Here is a 16,655-nt window from a genome sequence, read left to right as displayed (position 1 = left end):
GGCATGGGGCACCTCCCTTGTCGGTGCCCTTAGCATAGAAAATGTGTTACCCATGTACCTGGACTTTTCTGTTACCGATGTGTCTTGACCGAACAGGCGCGTTTTCTTTGGTTCGTTTCTTTTGTCGCGTGACAAAGAAATAAACCCGAGGCGCGCTGGCGGGTCAGCGCTTTCGAGAACAAGGGCGCCCGGAGGGCGATCCTTTTGATAGAGACTGGATGCTTGATCACCCCTCCCTGGCCCTCCCCTTGGAGGGGAGGGAATAAAAGATGAGGCGCGAGAGTCCCCTTTCAAGATTCAGGGCCCCCGCAGGGCGATTATTTAGATTGAAACTGAAGCTTGATCACCCCTCCCTGGCCCTCCCCTTGCAGGGGAGGGAATAAAAGATGAGGCACGAGAGCCTCTTTCAAAACCCGGCTCTTCCGAAAGGCGAATCCTTTAATCCCCTCTCCCTAACCCTCTCCCCTGAGGGGAGAGGGAATAAGAGAAAGAAGTCCACCCGCAGGGCGAACATTTCAATCCCCCGCCCCATCCTGATACTATATACACTAGATTACTCCGGCACCGAAGGCGGCTCAAAAGAGCCAGTGTGACCGACCACTTTCATCCTGCTGCGAACCTGAGATAGTAAAAGAAGGACAAAATGGAAGAAAAAGATAGCGCAATAAACTCGGAAAAAATGACCGCCCCCAGCTTCAAACTACTGGTCACAACACCGATGGCCGGGATCATGCTGAGCGGCAAAGCCAAGAGCGAATGGTCAGACTTGTTGGAATCTGTTGGCTCGGTCTATGAGTCAGCGGCGGAAGATACGCACGGTGAGGTCAAAGAGGCGCTTACAACTGTCTCCTTCATGCTGGAAGCTGGTGACCGATTAATTCGAAAATACTTCGAAAATGACAGTTTGAACTTTGACCGTATGATGGAAATTTCCGCCACTGGCGCCGATGTCTGGGTGTGCAAACTCACCGACGGCGAGATTGAAAAACCGGATGTCATCAAATTATTCCAAACTTTACAAGCCGGTTTAATTGAGGCAGTTGGTGATCAGCGTGAAGAAAACGAAATGATTGATCAGCTCATTGAGATCCAGGATAAAGTCATTGAACATATTTCGTCATTGAACTGAGAAATCTGTGGGCGGTAATTTCGGCTGTTCAGGCCAACTGCCATACGCCCGGGACTCCCAACCCGATTCACGGCTATCAGGGTTGTCTATGATACTGGTTTTCTGTTATTTCAAAACCGGCGGGGAAATTTTCAGCATTCATAACGCTGATTACAGTTATCCCGCCGGGGGATTCAAGCATCCAGCCTGTCTTCAATCAAGATTTTCTGCCGCGAACTCCCAGTTTATCAACTTATCCAGCACGGCCCTGACGTATTCCTCGCGCCGGTTCTGGTAATCCAGGTAGTAGGCGTGCTCCCAGACATCGATGGTCAGCAGTGGTGTCATACCGTTGGCTATCGGGTTATCCGCGTTTCCGGTTGAAACCACCTTGATCTGGTCGCCGTCCTGCACGAGCCATGCCCAGCCACTGCCGAACCGGGTCGTTGCCGCCTTGACCAACTCTTCTCGGCAAGCATCCAGGCTGTCGAATGACGCCTCGATCTTATCCTTGAGCATAGCAGGTGGCTCACCGCCCCCCTTTTGCTTCAGACTGCGCCAATAAAAGGTATGATTCCATGCCTGTGCAGCATTGTTGAAAATACCAACATGGTCAGGTTTTCCCGCCGTTCCGGTGATGAGACTTTCCAGCGACATGTCTGAAAACTCCGTCCCTTCCACCTGCTTGTTCAGCTTATCCACATAGCCCTTATGGTGCTTCCCGTAGTGGACCTCGACTGTATTTGAGGAAATAACCGGGCTAAGCGCGTTGACCGCATAGGGCAGGACTTCGAGAACGTGTATCTGTTCACTCTTGGATTCGACATGTTTCATCGTATTACCTCGGAGACAATCAGTTTAAATAATCAACCGGATGATCAAAAGCACGATGAGGGGAACAGCCCATAGTCAGCTAGTAAAATATTCCCCCCATAATTTCTCTGCTTTCCATAAGGGTATGCGCTCAATACTGCAAGATTGCCGGCCGCGAATGACCGGTGAGGGGCCTTGATACGGCCTTTTCCGCCATACTGAAAGACTGGGGTGAAAACCCGGCGAGATCTGTACGGAACCACACACACGCAATCCGGTTGATTCAATCCAACGCAACGTCAAACCTGGCATCCCAATCGCCTCTACGGCTCTATTTGGGAAATCAGGCTGGTGACAAACCCGGGGCACTTTCACTAGAATCTTTCAACATCAGCACACGCTTTTTACCGAACTTATGAACAATCACATCAAAATCATCTACTGCACCCAGTGCCGCTGGCTACTTCGCTCCGCCTGGATGGCGCAGGAGTTGTTGACCACGTTCGATGAGGAAATCACCGAGTTGACACTGGTACCGGGCAAGGGCGGTATTTTTCAAATCTGGATCAACGACGAGCTTGTCTGGTCGCGGCAGGAGACCGGCCAGTTTCCCGAGATCAAGGAATTGAAGCAACTGGTCCGTGATCGCGTGGCACCTGACAAGGATCTCGGCCATTCCGATAAAAAGTCCGACGATTCGTCATAAGTTTCGTAACTCAAATCAAACACTACCCGCAAACCGGACAGTATGATAAAAGCCCCAGAGGAGACTACGACAGGGATAGAGTGCGCTCCACGCACTGTTATCCGGGTATTGAGAATGCGGTGCGTAGGATACACCCTATCCGCTAGTCTTTTTTAATCCCGTCAGACGACGCCGAGCATCGCAATGAAGGGAGGACCAGCCCGCAGGGTGCGCGCATGGACGCGTGCACTCGCCAGTCGGCACAGGGACGTGCCGTCTGGCGAGCCCGACCGGAGCGAGAAGCGCAGGGAACCGGTTCTGCCATTGGAAATGGCTGGACCGGCGGCGTCTTCGGGCGCGTTTTCTTTGGTTCGTTTCGTTGTCGCGTTACAACGAAATGAATCCGAGGCGCGCTGGCGGGTCAGCGCTTTCGAGATCAAGCTCGCCCGGAGGGCGATCATTTAGGAAGTAGGTTTGGATAACCCTACCCTAGCCCTCCCCTTGACGGGGCGGGAATAAAATATAAGTCATGAGAGTCCGCATTCAATACCCAGCTCGTCCGCAGGGCGATCAGGATCAATAGCTCGATCATTCCCCTCCTCCCTGTTAAGATTAGGGTCGATTTTCAGCCATAAAACTGACCGGGAAATTAACTGTGTCCTGGCATGGACATATCACCCCCGCAAGTCCAGTTTAATACTTTACTCAATGACAATGGATTCTCCTCCCCTGTTGCCGAAGGTCATGGACCTGCTACTGGATGCCGTCTGCGTGGTCGACGTCGAGGGGCGGTTTGTTTTTATCAGCGCCGCCTGCGAACGTATCTTTGGTTATACGCCGGAGGAAATGATCGGCCGGAACATGATCGAGTTTGTCTTTCCCGATGATCGGGAACGAACCCTGGCGGCGGCTGCAACCATCATGGACGGCATGCCCCATCCCCATTTCGAGAACCGTTACGTACACAAGGACGGACGGGTGGTCGATATCATGTGGTCGGCCAGCTGGTCGGAGTCGGATCGTCTGCGTCTGGCGGTCGCGCGCGATATCACCGAGCTCAAGCGCGTTGAACACACCCGCAATGCGCTGTACCGGATTTCCGAGGCGGCACATACGAGCGAGAACGTGCATGCCCTATGTCAGCACATCCATCGCATCATTGACGAGCTGGTTCCCGCGGATAACTTCACTGTTGCACTGTGTGATGAGACCGATGAGACGCTCGCCTTTCCCTACTCTACAGACCCGCAGGCCACACAACTGTTGGAAACCGACACACCGATTGCCGAGGTGATTCGCTCGGGGCAGGCCGTATTGATCAACCACGACGCTCTGGCTGTTGACTGGCTGGGTGTACCGCTTCTCACGGAACGGGGGATCATGGGAGTCCTGGCGATTCAATCAGATTCCGGCAAACGACGTTACACTGAAGAAGATAAACAACTTCTATATTTCGTCTCGACCCAGATCGCTTCGGCGATCCAGCGCAAACAGGCCGAAGCCGAACTTATGCACAGGGCACATCATGATGTGCTGACTGATCTCCCCAATCGGGCGCTTTTCAATGATCGTTTCGACGTGGCACTGGCCAGGGCACACCGCGACGGCGAACAACTGGCCCTGCTTTATCTGGACCTGAAAGATTTCAAATACGTTAACGATAGCTTTGGCCACGAAGTCGGGGATCAAGTACTGCGCGAGATGGCGCACCGTCTTCTGCAGTGTGTGCGTGAATCAGACACCGTCGGGCGCATGGGCGGCGACGAATTTACCGTGCTGCTAACCAATGTCCTGGGGCCGGAGTATACCGGTATCATCGCCGACAGGATTCGCGCTGCCATCGCCGCACCTTTCGATATTGCCGGTCAAAGGCTTACCATCTCCGTCAGTATCGGTGTCGCCGTCTACCCGGACCAGGGTGAAGACAGGGAACAACTGTTTCGCCAGGCCGATGCCGACATGTACGCAGTGAAACGGCAATGATTCCCCAGCTTCCCGGTCGAGCCATACAACGTCACAGAGAAATCCGGATAGCGAGGAGCTGCATAGTGCGCGAGGCCAGAGACGACCTTGGCCCAAATGCCTCTTGCCTATAAAGGAAGAAGATCTGATATGTGGTGGTTCGCACGCAGGACAGAAACATTATTAAAGCGAAGATCTCATCAGAAGCAATGCGGGCGATGCCATCTTTTCTATAACATGAATCTGGCTGAATGCCCGCATTGCTCCGGCATCGATGATGCACAATTGCGATCATTGCTTGACAGACAACGCGGTTATGGAACCAAACTCGGAAGAATGATGATAATAATTTCTGTTTTAATCATTCTTGTCCTTGTGTTTATAAATCTATAAATTGACGAGCGGACAGAAGGGTACCGTAGTAATGGACATCCCCTTTACCACTGAACAGTTTCTCGACATATTCCGGGACTATAATCAGGCGGTTTTTCCATTACAGCCTGTCGCTTATCTGCTGGGACTGTTGGTAATTTATTTATTATGGCGCCCTTCCCTGACAGGTGATCGTTTCATCAGCGCCGTGCTGGCCCTATACTGGCTGGGAATGGGCGCGGGATATCATCTTTACTGGTTCAGCTCAATTAATGGTGCCGCCTACCTTTTCGGAACCGTTTTCATTATCCAGGGCACGTGGTTTTTCTATAGCGGCCTGCTGAAAAACAGGCTGCGATTTTCCGGCACCAGACACCCACACAGTCTGATCGGCTGGATTTTCATCCTGTACGCCTTGCTCGTTTATCCCCTGCTCAATATTCTGATGGGACATCATTACCCGGCCATGCCGGTATTCGGTCTGGCGCCGTGTCCCACCACGATTTTCACTTTCGGCATCCTGCTGCTGGCGCGTTCACGCATCCCCGTGCCTGGCCTGATTATTCCTCTGTTGTGGTCGCTGATCGGTGTCAGCGCGGCAATCAATCTGGGAATATGGGAAGATATCGGCCTGGTTATAGCCGGTCTTACGGGGACGATCCTGATAATCCATTCCAACCGCCACAGGGCCAATAGCCAATAATTAACTTCTCCGATACCGGCTCAAGGCCACAATAACCGGGTTGTCTGTCAAAACGACACCTTCGCAGCCGCTCGAAAATCCCCTTCCTCCCTGCTATGATTATGGCTAATCTCAGCCCGACCCAGGACCCCGAATGAACGATGTACCCCCATGCCCCAATTGCGGTTCGCAATTTACCTATGAAGATCAAAGCATGTATGTCTGCCCCGAATGCGCCCATGAATGGCCGAATGACGCCGTGGAGGCGCAAACGGACGACAAGCCGGTGGTGCGCGACGCTAACGGCAATGCGCTGCATGACGGTGATTCAGTGAAAGTAATCAGGGATTTGAAGGTCAAGGGCGCCTCATCAGTTGTCAAGGTCGGCACCAAAGTCAAGAATATCCGCCTCGTAGATGGGGATCATGATATCGACTGCAAAATCGACGGTATTGGTGCCATGCAGTTGAAATCCGAATTTGTCAAAAAAGCGTAAGCGAACAGACTCACTGCACGTATCAAAAAGTCAGGGAAAAGCTGAACCAATAACCGCCTGTCGAGGATATAACATTGAATAAATCCATCCTGCTCGTTATTTTCGCTGCCATCGTTTCGGTCGCCTGCACCGAATCCGGTTCCGGATCTGACTCACCAGTGACCGTCAATTCCAGCGGCAATACTTACGTCAACGGTTTTTTCGGTATGTCGGTGGAAAAACCGGACGACTGGTACGCCCAGAGTTCCGAAGAAGCCATCATGCTACAACAACAGGACGGCAAGATCCTCTCCGCTGACGGTGAAAACATGGAAGCGATGATTGAGGCGGCGATGGAAAGCACTCTGCCCCTGTTCGGGTTTTTTAAAAAACCGCCCGGCACGCCGGGTACGATCAACACCAATGTGCTATCCGTGGCCGAGAATATAAAAATGTACCCCGACATCGAAAAGCCGTGTGATTACATTAACGCGATGAAAGAAGTCCTCGAACAGGGACAGCTGGACTATCAATTTGACAGTGACTGCCAGACCACCCGGCTCGGCGGCAAGGTCTCCGGGCATATGGATGCCTCCCTGACTGTCGCAAACCATGATGTCTCTCAGAGCTACTATGCCCTTATCAATAAGGGGTATGCGATTTCCTTCATCCAGACCTATGCCGATGAGCAGGGAGCAAAGAACGTAGCATACATTATGGATTCTATCCGGTTTGACCCGTAGGTTTGTGACACTTCTGAAAAGGGACTATACGCCGCGCAAACTCTCACCACCAGACAGGAAACACACTTGCTTATGCATTGCGAGTCCGGCAATTGCGGCGCAGGAGTCTCGCTAATTTATCAAAATGCCAGGACAAAACATTTTAACAATCACCTAACCCCTTAACGACAACCCTATGAGCAGGCTGTGTGTTGAAGTGTTTTGTCCTTGCTGGAATATCAACAGTCAGTCCCTTGCAGATGCCAAATAATTTGGTATAGTCGATAACGTATGTCAACATTAACCGAAGCCACAAAATATACTATCTATGGCACCCTGTTCGGGCTGTGCTTTCCCGTTGGGGCCATTATTTTTCTCTATCTCATGGGTGACATTCCAGCTGATCTTAACCCTGTTTCGATCCTCGCAAATTCTCATGAGAATCGCCTGCTTTATATTATCGACACCGCTCCATTCTTACTGGGCCTGTTCGCACGTTTTGCCGGTATTCGTCAGGATCGACTACTAAGATTCTCCGCATCGCTGGAACAGCAGGTCGCCGCCAAGACGGCATCCCTGAGACAGGCGCTCGACGAGGCCAAACAAGCCAATGACATGATTGTTCATATGGCTGAGCACGATACGCTTACGGGCTTGCTGAACCGGCGACGTTTCCAGAACGAACTCGAAAAATGGATGCTGGTCGCCTTGCGTTATCAACGCACCGCAACTCTTATATTCATTGATCTGGATAAATTCAAATATATTAACGACAACTACGGCCATATCGCCGGCGATCGTTATCTTATAGAGATATCGAAACTGTTAACCAGCACGTTTCGCACGACAGATATTGTTGCACGCTGGGGTGGTGATGAATTTGCCATTCTTCTTCCAGAAACATCCTGTGATGCGGCTACCGAGGTGGCGAACAAATTATTGCATTTGTTTAACAATGCCGAAATCGATCTCGGTGAACAAAAATGGCGACCCAGCGCCAGTATCGGCATCGCACTGTTTCCCGATCATGCGACCGACCTTGACGAACTCGTTACCTACGCCGACGCCGCAATGTACGAAGCCAAATCTGCCGGCGGCAATTGCTGGCGCATTTATTCATCATCACCACAGGAAATAGAGCGTGTACAGGAACACCTCCAATGGGAAGGCAGGCTGCGCAGAGCACTGGAAAACGACCAGTTTCTACTGTTCTATCAGCCACTACTGCGGTTATCCGACAACACCACGCCGGGCTACGAAGCACTTTTACGCATGGAGGATCGTGATGGTAATCTCATTAGTCCCGGACTGTTCCTGGCATCAGCGGAACGTTTCGGCCTTTCCGTACCAATCGATCGCATGGTTATTCGCAAGGCAGCGAGAAAGATCGGCGCCCTGTCACAACATCCTGTCTGGATCTCGCTCAATCTCTCGCGCTCTTCACTCGAAGATCCGAAATTATTCGAAAAAATCGAAGCGGCAGTACGGGAAAATTCCCTCCGGCCCGGTCAGTTGCATATCGAGATCACTGAAGCGACTGCACGGGAATACCTGAATCCTCTCCGCACTCTTATCTCGCAACTGAAAAGCATCGGCTGTTCCGTAGTACTCGACGACTTTGGGCATGGGCCTTCACGCCAGTTTCTACAACAACTGCCGGTTGACATGATAAAAATCAAGGGGGATTTAATCCAGACTTTGGCGTCACAGCAAAGCACACAAACGCTGGTTGAGGATATTGTGGCTGTAGCTCATGAGATGGCGATACGGGTAACGGCAAAACATGTGGAGAGCGAGAACCTTCTCGAACTCTTACGAGATAAAAAGTTTGATTACGCGCAGGGATTTGCGATTGGAAAGCCGGTGGAAGCTATTGAACAGCAACTGCTTTTTTCAGCCTGACGGGTTTGTCTCATAGATTAAAAGCCGACGGACTTCAATCAAGAACATGGTTCATATTATCAAAAAGAAAAAGCCCCTGATTAACAGGGGCTTTTCTGCTATAACCTGCCGGGGTTATTGCGGGGTGACGTTGGTCGCGCTCAGGCCTTTTTGACCACGTTCGGTATCAAACGTGACCTGCTGACCTTCCGCCAGGGATTTAAAACCACTACCCTGGATGGCGGAATGGTGAACGAATACATCATCGCCACCTTCACTCGGACTGATAAAACCAAAACCTTTACTGTCGTTAAACCACTTAACTGTACCTGTGTTCATACGGAACCTCTTTATTATCTGTTAATAAACAATGTATTGCAGACAGTTTGATACTTAGAAATTTCGGGAGAATCTGCTGAATGCACTGCAAGAGGAACTTCCGGAACGACTAGATAAACTGTTACCTGATTACAATACACTATCGCCCTTCAATTAGCCAGCCATATCAGTCATTTAATGTAAATTTATCCAGACAACCGGGGCCAGGGTAAAATAACGGCTTACGACGTATCTGGTGCAACTCAGTAAATGAGGGGACCTCTGCACCGGATCATCAACGTTCCAGCCCCAAAGCAGGTGCCAGCACCTGCTACCTTGATCGGAACAAGGGTCCGTTTTACGCCCTGAGCTCCCTCACCTACCGGTAATCCCGGGCAGATCCGCAGAAGGGTCACACAACAATCCCGATAGTGAGCAGCGGATTGCCAGCGCCAAAATTGCCGCACCGGCCAACCACAGCGATAAAGTGCAGCCGGTTATATTCCATGCGGTAAACGCGGAGATAGAACCGTACAGAGCGAATCAGTCAGACCAATTACTGTAGCCACCTGTTCACTGGCCGATACAAAAATGAACACCTATGCTATATCTATGACACAAAAACCGAAGAACGCATCTGGCCCTCGCTCAAGAAGCACCATCAAAACCTATAATAATCAGGGTTATAATACCAAATAATATGAGAGCGTTGAGCGAGACAACAAAATATACCGTGTTTGGCGTGCTGTTCGGTTTCTGCTTTCCGATCGGCGCGATCCTCTTTTTATACCTCGCGGGCTATGTCCCGGATAACCAGGGGCTTGTTGCCGTTGTTGTGAGCGCGCATGACAACGCGCTGCTTTATGTCATCGACAGTGCCCCGTTGTTCCTGGGCCTGTTCGCGCGAATCGCAGGTATTCGCCAGGACAGGCTTCTGGAGTTCTCCGCCTCACTGGAACATAAGGTCGCCATCAAGACAGAATCACTGAGACGGGCTCTCGATGAGGCGCAAAAAGCCAACGACCAGATCGTTCACATGGCCGAGCATGACGCCCTCACCGGCCTGCTCAACCGACGACGCTTCCATAACGAGCTGGAAAGGTGGACATTGTTCGCGTTGCGTTATCAGCGCAGTTTGGCCCTGATATTTATCGACCTGGACAATTTCAAGCTGGTAAACGACACCTACGGTCACCTCGCCGGTGACCGCTACCTGGTAGAGGTATCCAATCTGCTGAGCCGCACCATGCGCACGACAGATATCGTGGCCCGCTGGGGCGGCGATGAATTCGCCATCCTGTTACCGGAGACATCCCGGGAAGGGGCGATCCGGGTCGCGAACAAACTGCTACACCTGTTCAACGCCAGTGACATTGAACTTGACGAGCAGACGGTCCGACCCAGCGCCAGCCTCGGTATGGCACTGTATCCCGAACACACTACCGACATCGACACACTAATCATGTATGCCGATGCCGCCATGTACGAGGCCAAGGACGCCGGGCGTAACTGCTGGCGCCTGTATTCAGCGTCACAACATGAAATGGAGCGTGTGCAGGAACATATTCAATGGGAGGCCCGGCTGCGGCGGGCACTGGAAAACGATCAATTCATATTGTTCTATCAGCCCTTGCTGAGGCTCTCAGACAATACCACACCGGGCTATGAAGCCCTGTTACGCATGGAAGATCGTAACGGCGAGCTCATTAGTCCCGGGCTGTTTCTGGAATCCGCGGAACATTTCGGTCTCTCGGTGCCTATCGATCAAATGGTCATTCGCAAAGCAGCAAGAAAGATTGCCGCGCTGTCAGACCATCGGCTCTGGATATCGCTGAACCTGGCACGCACTTCGCTGGATGATCCGGAATTGTTCGAACAGATCGAAAAAGCTGTCAACGAAAACGCTCTCGGATCCGGCCAGCTACATATAGAGATCACCGAAATGGCTGCGCTGGAATACCTCGATAAAACGCGCACCCTTATAACGAAATTGAAATCAATTGGCTGTTCCGTCGTACTGGACGACTTCGGTCACGGACCGGCTTTCCACTTCCTCCAGCAGCTTCCTGTCGACATGATCAAGATTAACGGGGATCTGACCCGCAGCTTAGCGACCCAACCCGGCAGCCAGGCGCTGGTCAAGGATATTGTCTCCCTGGCGCAAGAGAAGGGAGTCCAGGTCGCGGCAAAATGCATTGAGGACGAAAACCATATCGATCTCCTGCGCGAACTGGGTGTGGATTACGCGCAGGGATTCGCGATCGGCGTGCCCGTGGAGGCTATCGAGCAGCGGATATTTCTCTCACATAATGTGACCCAGAACGAAGAATAAGAATTGTCTTGCTGAACCCCGCGACACCCGACTAAAACATTGTTTTATTCAGCGCAGCGGGTAGATTACCAGAACCGGGGGCGACCGGTATCCACGTGGATAAAGTTGGAGTCGGGATAATAGCCCACGCCACCGGCTTTCAGACGTAATGCCGCTTCACGCAAATGCTTGAGGTCGGTGCCGGGCAGCCGGATATCGATAGCCTTGCCCCGGGTATGCAGGCTGCGTTTGGCAACACCGGTAGTGGTCTTGTTTAACATCGCGTTGGTTCGAGGCGAACGATAGCCGGAAATGACATGGTAGGTACCGGAACGACCGACCTCTTGCTGCAGGACAAACAGCAGATCATACAGCTTGCGATCCATTTTCGTGACCTGACCGGTCCGGTGGTCACGCAACAGATTATCCAGTGCGGCCAGCTGTTCCGGGACGTAGTCACCTCCGGCCCAGTACGTGGCATCCAGATTTTCACCGGTGTGCAAATTATGAAAGCGCAACACGCGCTCGTCACGGTTTGTCATCCGCGCCAGAGCCGCGGGTGCGACAAGCAGGGCAAGCATCCCGCTGGCGGAGCGCAGAAAGTGGCGACGTGAGTTCAGGGTACGGGACATGGGGTCAACAGTCATAAACAGGATTTTACTATACGGTGCAGACGCCGGAAATTCAAATGACGGCCACCGAAACGCTCACCAATTCACATAATACACCAAATACACATTGGAACTACGGATTTGAAGCGATACAAAACGAGGGGTTTATCTGATCCAGATCGTAAACGTCCGGATAAAAAGAGGTAGTACCATCACTTCCCACCCAGGCAGTAAAGTAAAGCAGATAGACAGGCAACGTTTCCAGAAGCGGTATCTCCCGGTTCTCGCCGGAGCGGGTGACCACTTTCAGCGTTTGCTCTGACCATTCCGGCTGGGAGCGCAACAAATAACTCGCCAGTTTGTACGGTTCCTGCACCCGAATACAGCCCGAGCTGAACGTACGTATCGCCTGATCGAACTTCCAGCGTGACGGCGTGTCATGCAGATAAATATCGAAGTTGTTGGAAAAAAGAAATTTGATCCGCCCCAGCGCGTTATCGGGACCGGGATCCTGCCGCAGGACATACGGAAAATAATCTTCGCTGACCGCGGACCAGTCGATCTGCCGGGGATCCAGCTCTTCGCCGTTGGCGAATACATGAATCCCCTTCGAGGGGAGAAAATCCGGATTGCGTTGTTGCCTGGGCAGCATGTCCTCGACGGCGATCGATCTCGGCAGGGTCCAGTATGGATTCAGAACGAGGGTATGCAACAAGCCCTGTATCACCGGCGTCGGCCGTTCCTGCTTGCCGGTAATGACCGACATTCCCAGCATCGGCTTGTTTTTATCGAATGCCAGCAATTCAAAGTTCGCGGTATTGACCATAATGTACCGCTCGCCCAACGCTCTGGGCAGCCAGCGCCAGCGTTCCATGTTCAGCTTGATCCGCTCAATCCGATCTGAAACCGGTACATTCAACGCCGCCCGGGTTCCCGGCCCGACAATACCGTCCATTTCCAGGCCATGGCGAACCTGGAAACGCTCCACGGCAAACTTCAATGATTGATCAAAATAGTTCGCGTCATGCACAGGCGGCAGTTGCAGATCCCCCTCGGCCATCAGACGCCGGCGCAAAACGGCGATTTGCGCATGAGTCTGCCCGTATTTGAGGTTTTCGTCGGTGCGGATTGTCGGCCACCCCCCTTCTGCGGCCAGGCGTCGATATTCCGCCAACGCATCACGCAGCCAGCGATAACCTGTATGCGGCGGTGCCAGATTCCGTAAGGCCAGACTGAAATTCTCTGCCTCCAGCGTCGATTCCAGCAGAGCTATGGGGTCGATCTCGGGGACATCGATATTCCAGTGCGGGTCTATTTCGAAGGGATCATAACGTCCGCGTGAAACATGACGGCTGTACAAAAAGAAAGCGTCGGTTAACAACAGATCCAGCCGTGCCTGTATTGTGGCATCGGTTGAAAGCCAGTGCCGGTCAATCGACTTCAGGTGATAAGCTTTCGGCTCCAGACCTTCCCGATCGGCATTTTCCAGGACCTCCCGCAATTGCCTGGCCAGTATGGAAGGCCCAAAACGATCAACCCATAACGGCCGATAGGTACGGGATGCATAGAACTCACGAAGCCGATCCCGGTCGAGTTCCACCGACATGCCGGCGACAACCGACTGATTCAGCATGCTTTTCAGCTCCTGAGCCTCACGCCCCTGTGCCGCAAGGGCTTCCCCGCCAGGCAACCACAACAGTGACCCGGCCAGAGCCGACAACAGGGCCAACCGGATCATTTTGCTATTCACACTACCGAAAAACAGGTGATGCAATCTTTACCACCATAGATTAACGCGAGGTCGGGTAGAGCTTAAAATACTCAGTATCAGAGTAAAACATTCCCGGCCTGTAATATCCACCATCGGGCCGTTGCTGTTTTCATACAAGCGAGGCCTGCCTGGATTGTCGAACAGGCTATTAATGCTATCCTGCATACAGCGAACACAATTTCTGGCAGGCATGTATATGGCAACCCCGGTCATCGCATTTGATATCTACGGCACCCTGATCGACCCCCACGGGCTGGTGGAGGAACTGGAACAGCTGATTGGTGAGCGGGCGCGGGAATTCTCCCGGCGCTGGCGTGACAAGCAACTGGAGTACACCTTTCGTCGGGGACTGATGCGCCAGTATGAGGATTTTTCGATCTGCACCCGTCAGGCGCTGGATTACTGCGATACGCTACTGGGCACCCACCTGAGTGAGGCGGACAAGCAGCGGCTGTTGCAGCGCTACGCCAGCCTGCCCGCCTTTGCCGACGTGGAAGCGGGACTCGCCGCCCTGCAGCAGGCCGGGATGCGGATGGTTGCCTTCTCCAACGGCACGGCGGCGGGCGTCAACGGCCTGCTGGAGCAGGCCGGCATCCGGGATCGGTTCAGTGACATCATCAGCGTCGATGAAATCGGCCGCTACAAACCGGATCCGGCGGTCTATCAACACTGCCTGGCCCGCGCGGGGACCAGCGCCGAAGCCTGCTGGCTGGTCTCGGCGAACCCGTTTGATATTCTCGGCGCCGCGGCGGTCAATATGCCGACCGCCTGGGTGCGACGCGATCCGGCCGTGGTATTTGATCCGTGGGGGACCCGACCCGACGCCAGCGTTGAACAACTTACTGATTTGATTAACGTGGTACAACACCATGGATGACAAACTGGAAATTGCCGAACGTGTCCGCCAGGCCTGTTTGCAACAGGCACTTGATGCCTGGGAACAGGCCGGCATCAGCGGGCTGTGTGGCGAAGGCCGCTGGGAAGTCGCCATCAATGCGATCCGGCAACTGGATATTGCCAAACTGATCGAATCCCCGCAGGATTAAACAACGCTAACCACCGCGGCGGCCGATCGCTCATGCATGAACATATTCTCATCGCCCTGGCCGGTATCGGCCTGATCGGGATCACCAGCCAGTGGCTGTCGTGGTGGTTGAAACTGCCAGCGATCCTGTTTTTGTTACTGGGCGGGATCGTGGCCGGCCCGATCACCGGCTGGCTGGATCCCGATACGCTGTTCGGCGATCTGCTGTTTCCGTTCGTCTCACTGGCCGTCGCTGTCATCCTGTTTGAAGGCAGTCTGACTCTCAGGTTCGAACAGATCCGCGGACTGCAAAAGGTGGTGATCAACCTGGTCTCGGTGGGCGTGCTGGTCACCTGGGCCGTGACCGCCATCGCCACTTACCTGTTACTCGATATCGGCTGGGAGCTGGCGTTGCTGTTCGGCGCCATTACGGTGGTCACCGGCCCCACGGTCATCATCCCCATGCTGCGCACCGTGCGCCCTAACAGCCGCCTGACCCATATTCTGCGCTGGGAAGGCATTGTCATCGATCCGATCGGCGCCCTGCTGGCGGTGCTGGTGTTCAACTTTATTATCACCGGCCAGGGCAGTGATGCCCTGGGATCTACCCTGATCGGTTTCGGCACAATACTGGCGGTGGGCATCGCCATGGGGGCGTTGCCCGGCTATCTGCTGGGGCTGCTGTTACGCCATCACTTATTACCCGAATACCTGCACAATCTCACCACCCTGATCCTGGTGTTCGCGGTGTTCGTCATTTCCAATTCGCTGTATCACGAATCCGGTCTGCTGGCGGTCACGGTGATGGGCCTGTGGCTGGCCAATATGAAAGGCGTGCACATCCATGACATTCTGTCGTTCAAGGAAAGTCTCAGCCTGCTGTTTATCTCCGGCCTGTTTATTATTCTGGCGGCGCGCCTGGATCTGAATGCCCTGATTGAGCTGGGCTGGCCGGCGCTGTTTGTCCTGCTGGCCATCCAGTTCATCGCCCGGCCCCTGAAGGTGCTGGTTTCCACCTTTCGCTCGTCATTGAACTGGCGAGAACGAACATTGCTGGCCTGGATCGCACCGCGGGGTATCGTTGCCGCGGCGGTCTCGGCACTGTTTGCCCTGCGCCTGCAGCAGGAGGGCATGAGCGAGGCAGCATTGCTGGTGCCACTGACCTTTATGGTGATCATCGGCACCGTGGTACTGCAAAGCGCCACTGCGCGACTGTTTGCCGTCTGGCTCGGCGTGGCCGAGCCGGAGCCGCGCGGCTTTCTGATCATCGGTGCCAACCCGGTGGCACGCCTCATCGGCCAGGCCCTGCAGGAGCAGGAGTTCAATGTCCTGTTGACCGATACCAGCTGGGAAAACATTCGCGCGGCGCGCATGGAAGGTCTGCCGACCTATTATGGCAATCCCATCTCCGCCCATGCCGATCAATGTCTGGATCTGGTCGGCATCGGACGCATGCTGGCGCTCTCCCCGGTAGCCGATGTGAACGTGCTGGCCGGCCTGCGTTTTCGTCGGGAATTCGGCTCGGGGGCAATCTATGCGCTGCAAACCACCCAGGAGAAGGATGCCCCGGAAAAACTCAAGGCCGCCGAGCAACATCGCGGCTATCTGCTGTTCGGCGAGAATGTCACCTTCACCAAACTCTCCAGCCTGATCAGCCAGGGTGCGGCGATTCACGATACCCTGCTAAGCGATGATTTCACCTTCGAGGACTTTCAACAAAAGTATGGCAAACGGGCCACTCCGTTGTTTGCCATCGACCCGCGGGGGCGGATTCAGGCATTTGTCGCCGACGGCAAGATGCAACCGGAGGCGGACTGGACCCTGCTCAGCCTGATCGAACCGACTGAGGAAGAAAAAGCCAAAGTGCAGGAGGAGAAAGAAAAATAGCTTTGAGACGGTGGCTCCGCTTCGCTTGAGCCA

At 53.5% G+C, this 16,655-nt stretch carries 15 protein-coding genes; 11 read left to right on the top strand and 4 right to left on the bottom strand.

The window, feature by feature from the left end:
- Positions 1-643: 643 nt before the first annotated feature.
- Positions 644-1,129, top strand: a complete 486-nt coding sequence (locus EDC23_RS03620; RefSeq protein ID WP_134081201.1) for a hypothetical protein — start codon at positions 644-646, stop codon at positions 1,127-1,129.
- Positions 1,130-1,321: 192 nt separating this feature from the next.
- Here the strand turns inward: EDC23_RS03620 and EDC23_RS03615 are convergent, their stop codons facing one another.
- Positions 1,322-1,942, bottom strand: coding sequence for a superoxide dismutase (locus tag EDC23_RS03615; protein ID WP_134081199.1), 621 nt, complete (start codon positions 1,940-1,942; stop codon positions 1,322-1,324).
- Positions 1,943-2,336: 394 nt separating this feature from the next.
- Between EDC23_RS03615 and EDC23_RS03610 the strand changes: the two genes are divergently transcribed.
- The 6 genes from EDC23_RS03610 (at position 2,337) to EDC23_RS03585 (ending at position 8,721) form a co-directional block, all read left to right on the top strand.
- Positions 2,337-2,627, top strand: a complete 291-nt coding sequence (locus tag EDC23_RS03610) for a SelT/SelW/SelH family protein (RefSeq protein ID WP_134081197.1) — start codon at positions 2,337-2,339, stop codon at positions 2,625-2,627.
- A 687-nt stretch (positions 2,628-3,314) separates the two neighbouring features.
- Positions 3,315-4,589, top strand: coding sequence for a sensor domain-containing protein (locus tag EDC23_RS03605; protein WP_399359071.1), 1,275 nt, complete (start codon positions 3,315-3,317; stop codon positions 4,587-4,589).
- A 403-nt stretch (positions 4,590-4,992) separates the two neighbouring features.
- Entirely contained in the window at positions 4,993-5,643 is a 651-nt protein-coding gene (locus EDC23_RS03600; RefSeq protein WP_134081195.1) for a DUF6064 family protein, read from the top strand.
- Between the two features lie 133 nt (positions 5,644-5,776).
- Positions 5,777-6,118: a zinc ribbon domain-containing protein YjdM gene (locus tag EDC23_RS03595; protein WP_134081193.1), complete on the top strand. Its 342-nt coding sequence runs from the start codon at positions 5,777-5,779 to the stop codon at positions 6,116-6,118.
- A gap of 74 nt (positions 6,119-6,192) precedes the next feature.
- Positions 6,193-6,840 (top strand): hypothetical protein, encoded by a 648-nt coding sequence (locus tag EDC23_RS03590; RefSeq protein WP_134081191.1) that lies wholly within the window; start codon positions 6,193-6,195, stop codon positions 6,838-6,840.
- A gap of 270 nt (positions 6,841-7,110) precedes the next feature.
- Entirely contained in the window at positions 7,111-8,721 is a 1,611-nt protein-coding gene (locus EDC23_RS03585) for a putative bifunctional diguanylate cyclase/phosphodiesterase (RefSeq protein ID WP_134081189.1), read from the top strand.
- Between the two features lie 114 nt (positions 8,722-8,835).
- Here the strand turns inward: EDC23_RS03585 and EDC23_RS03580 are convergent, their stop codons facing one another.
- The gene (locus tag EDC23_RS03580) at positions 8,836-9,039 is read right to left on the bottom strand and encodes a cold-shock protein (RefSeq protein WP_134081187.1); all 204 of its coding nucleotides are present in this window, start codon (positions 9,037-9,039) and stop codon (positions 8,836-8,838) included.
- Between the two features lie 688 nt (positions 9,040-9,727).
- On the opposite strand from EDC23_RS03580, the gene EDC23_RS03575 reads away from it, so the two are divergent.
- Positions 9,728-11,350 carry a putative bifunctional diguanylate cyclase/phosphodiesterase gene (locus tag EDC23_RS03575; protein ID WP_166668758.1) on the top strand — a complete coding sequence of 541 codons (1,623 nt, stop codon included), beginning with the start codon at positions 9,728-9,730 and terminating at the stop codon, positions 11,348-11,350.
- Between the two features lie 65 nt (positions 11,351-11,415).
- Here EDC23_RS03575 and EDC23_RS03570 read toward each other — a convergent pair whose 3' ends face one another.
- The gene (locus EDC23_RS03570) at positions 11,416-11,961 is read right to left on the bottom strand and encodes a DUF882 domain-containing protein (protein ID WP_208321251.1); all 546 of its coding nucleotides are present in this window, start codon (positions 11,959-11,961) and stop codon (positions 11,416-11,418) included.
- Between the two features lie 112 nt (positions 11,962-12,073).
- Positions 12,074-13,678 (bottom strand): L,D-transpeptidase family protein, encoded by a 1,605-nt coding sequence (locus EDC23_RS03565; protein ID WP_134081181.1) that lies wholly within the window; start codon positions 13,676-13,678, stop codon positions 12,074-12,076.
- A 229-nt stretch (positions 13,679-13,907) separates the two neighbouring features.
- On the opposite strand from EDC23_RS03565, the gene EDC23_RS03560 reads away from it, so the two are divergent.
- From EDC23_RS03560 to EDC23_RS03550, 3 genes are read left to right on the top strand one after another with little or no spacing between them, the layout of a single operon-like run.
- Positions 13,908-14,588 (top strand): haloacid dehalogenase type II, encoded by a 681-nt coding sequence (locus tag EDC23_RS03560; RefSeq protein WP_134081179.1) that lies wholly within the window; start codon positions 13,908-13,910, stop codon positions 14,586-14,588.
- Complete coding sequence (locus EDC23_RS03555; RefSeq protein WP_134081177.1) at positions 14,581-14,757, top strand: acetyltransferase; 177 nt, start codon at positions 14,581-14,583, stop codon at positions 14,755-14,757. The genes EDC23_RS03560 and EDC23_RS03555 overlap by 8 nt, the downstream gene beginning before the upstream one ends.
- A 32-nt stretch (positions 14,758-14,789) precedes the next feature.
- Positions 14,790-16,622, top strand: coding sequence for a cation:proton antiporter (locus tag EDC23_RS03550; RefSeq protein ID WP_134081175.1), 1,833 nt, complete (start codon positions 14,790-14,792; stop codon positions 16,620-16,622).
- The last annotated feature ends 33 nt before the right edge of the window (positions 16,623-16,655 follow it).

It is taken from the genome of Thiohalophilus thiocyanatoxydans (assembly GCF_004366735.1).
In the GTDB taxonomy this organism is placed as follows: Bacteria; Pseudomonadota; Gammaproteobacteria; order UBA6429; family Thiohalophilaceae; genus Thiohalophilus; species Thiohalophilus thiocyanatoxydans.
The sequence above is the reverse complement of the archived record's forward strand: the minus strand, read 5'-3'. Positions and strand labels throughout refer to the sequence as shown.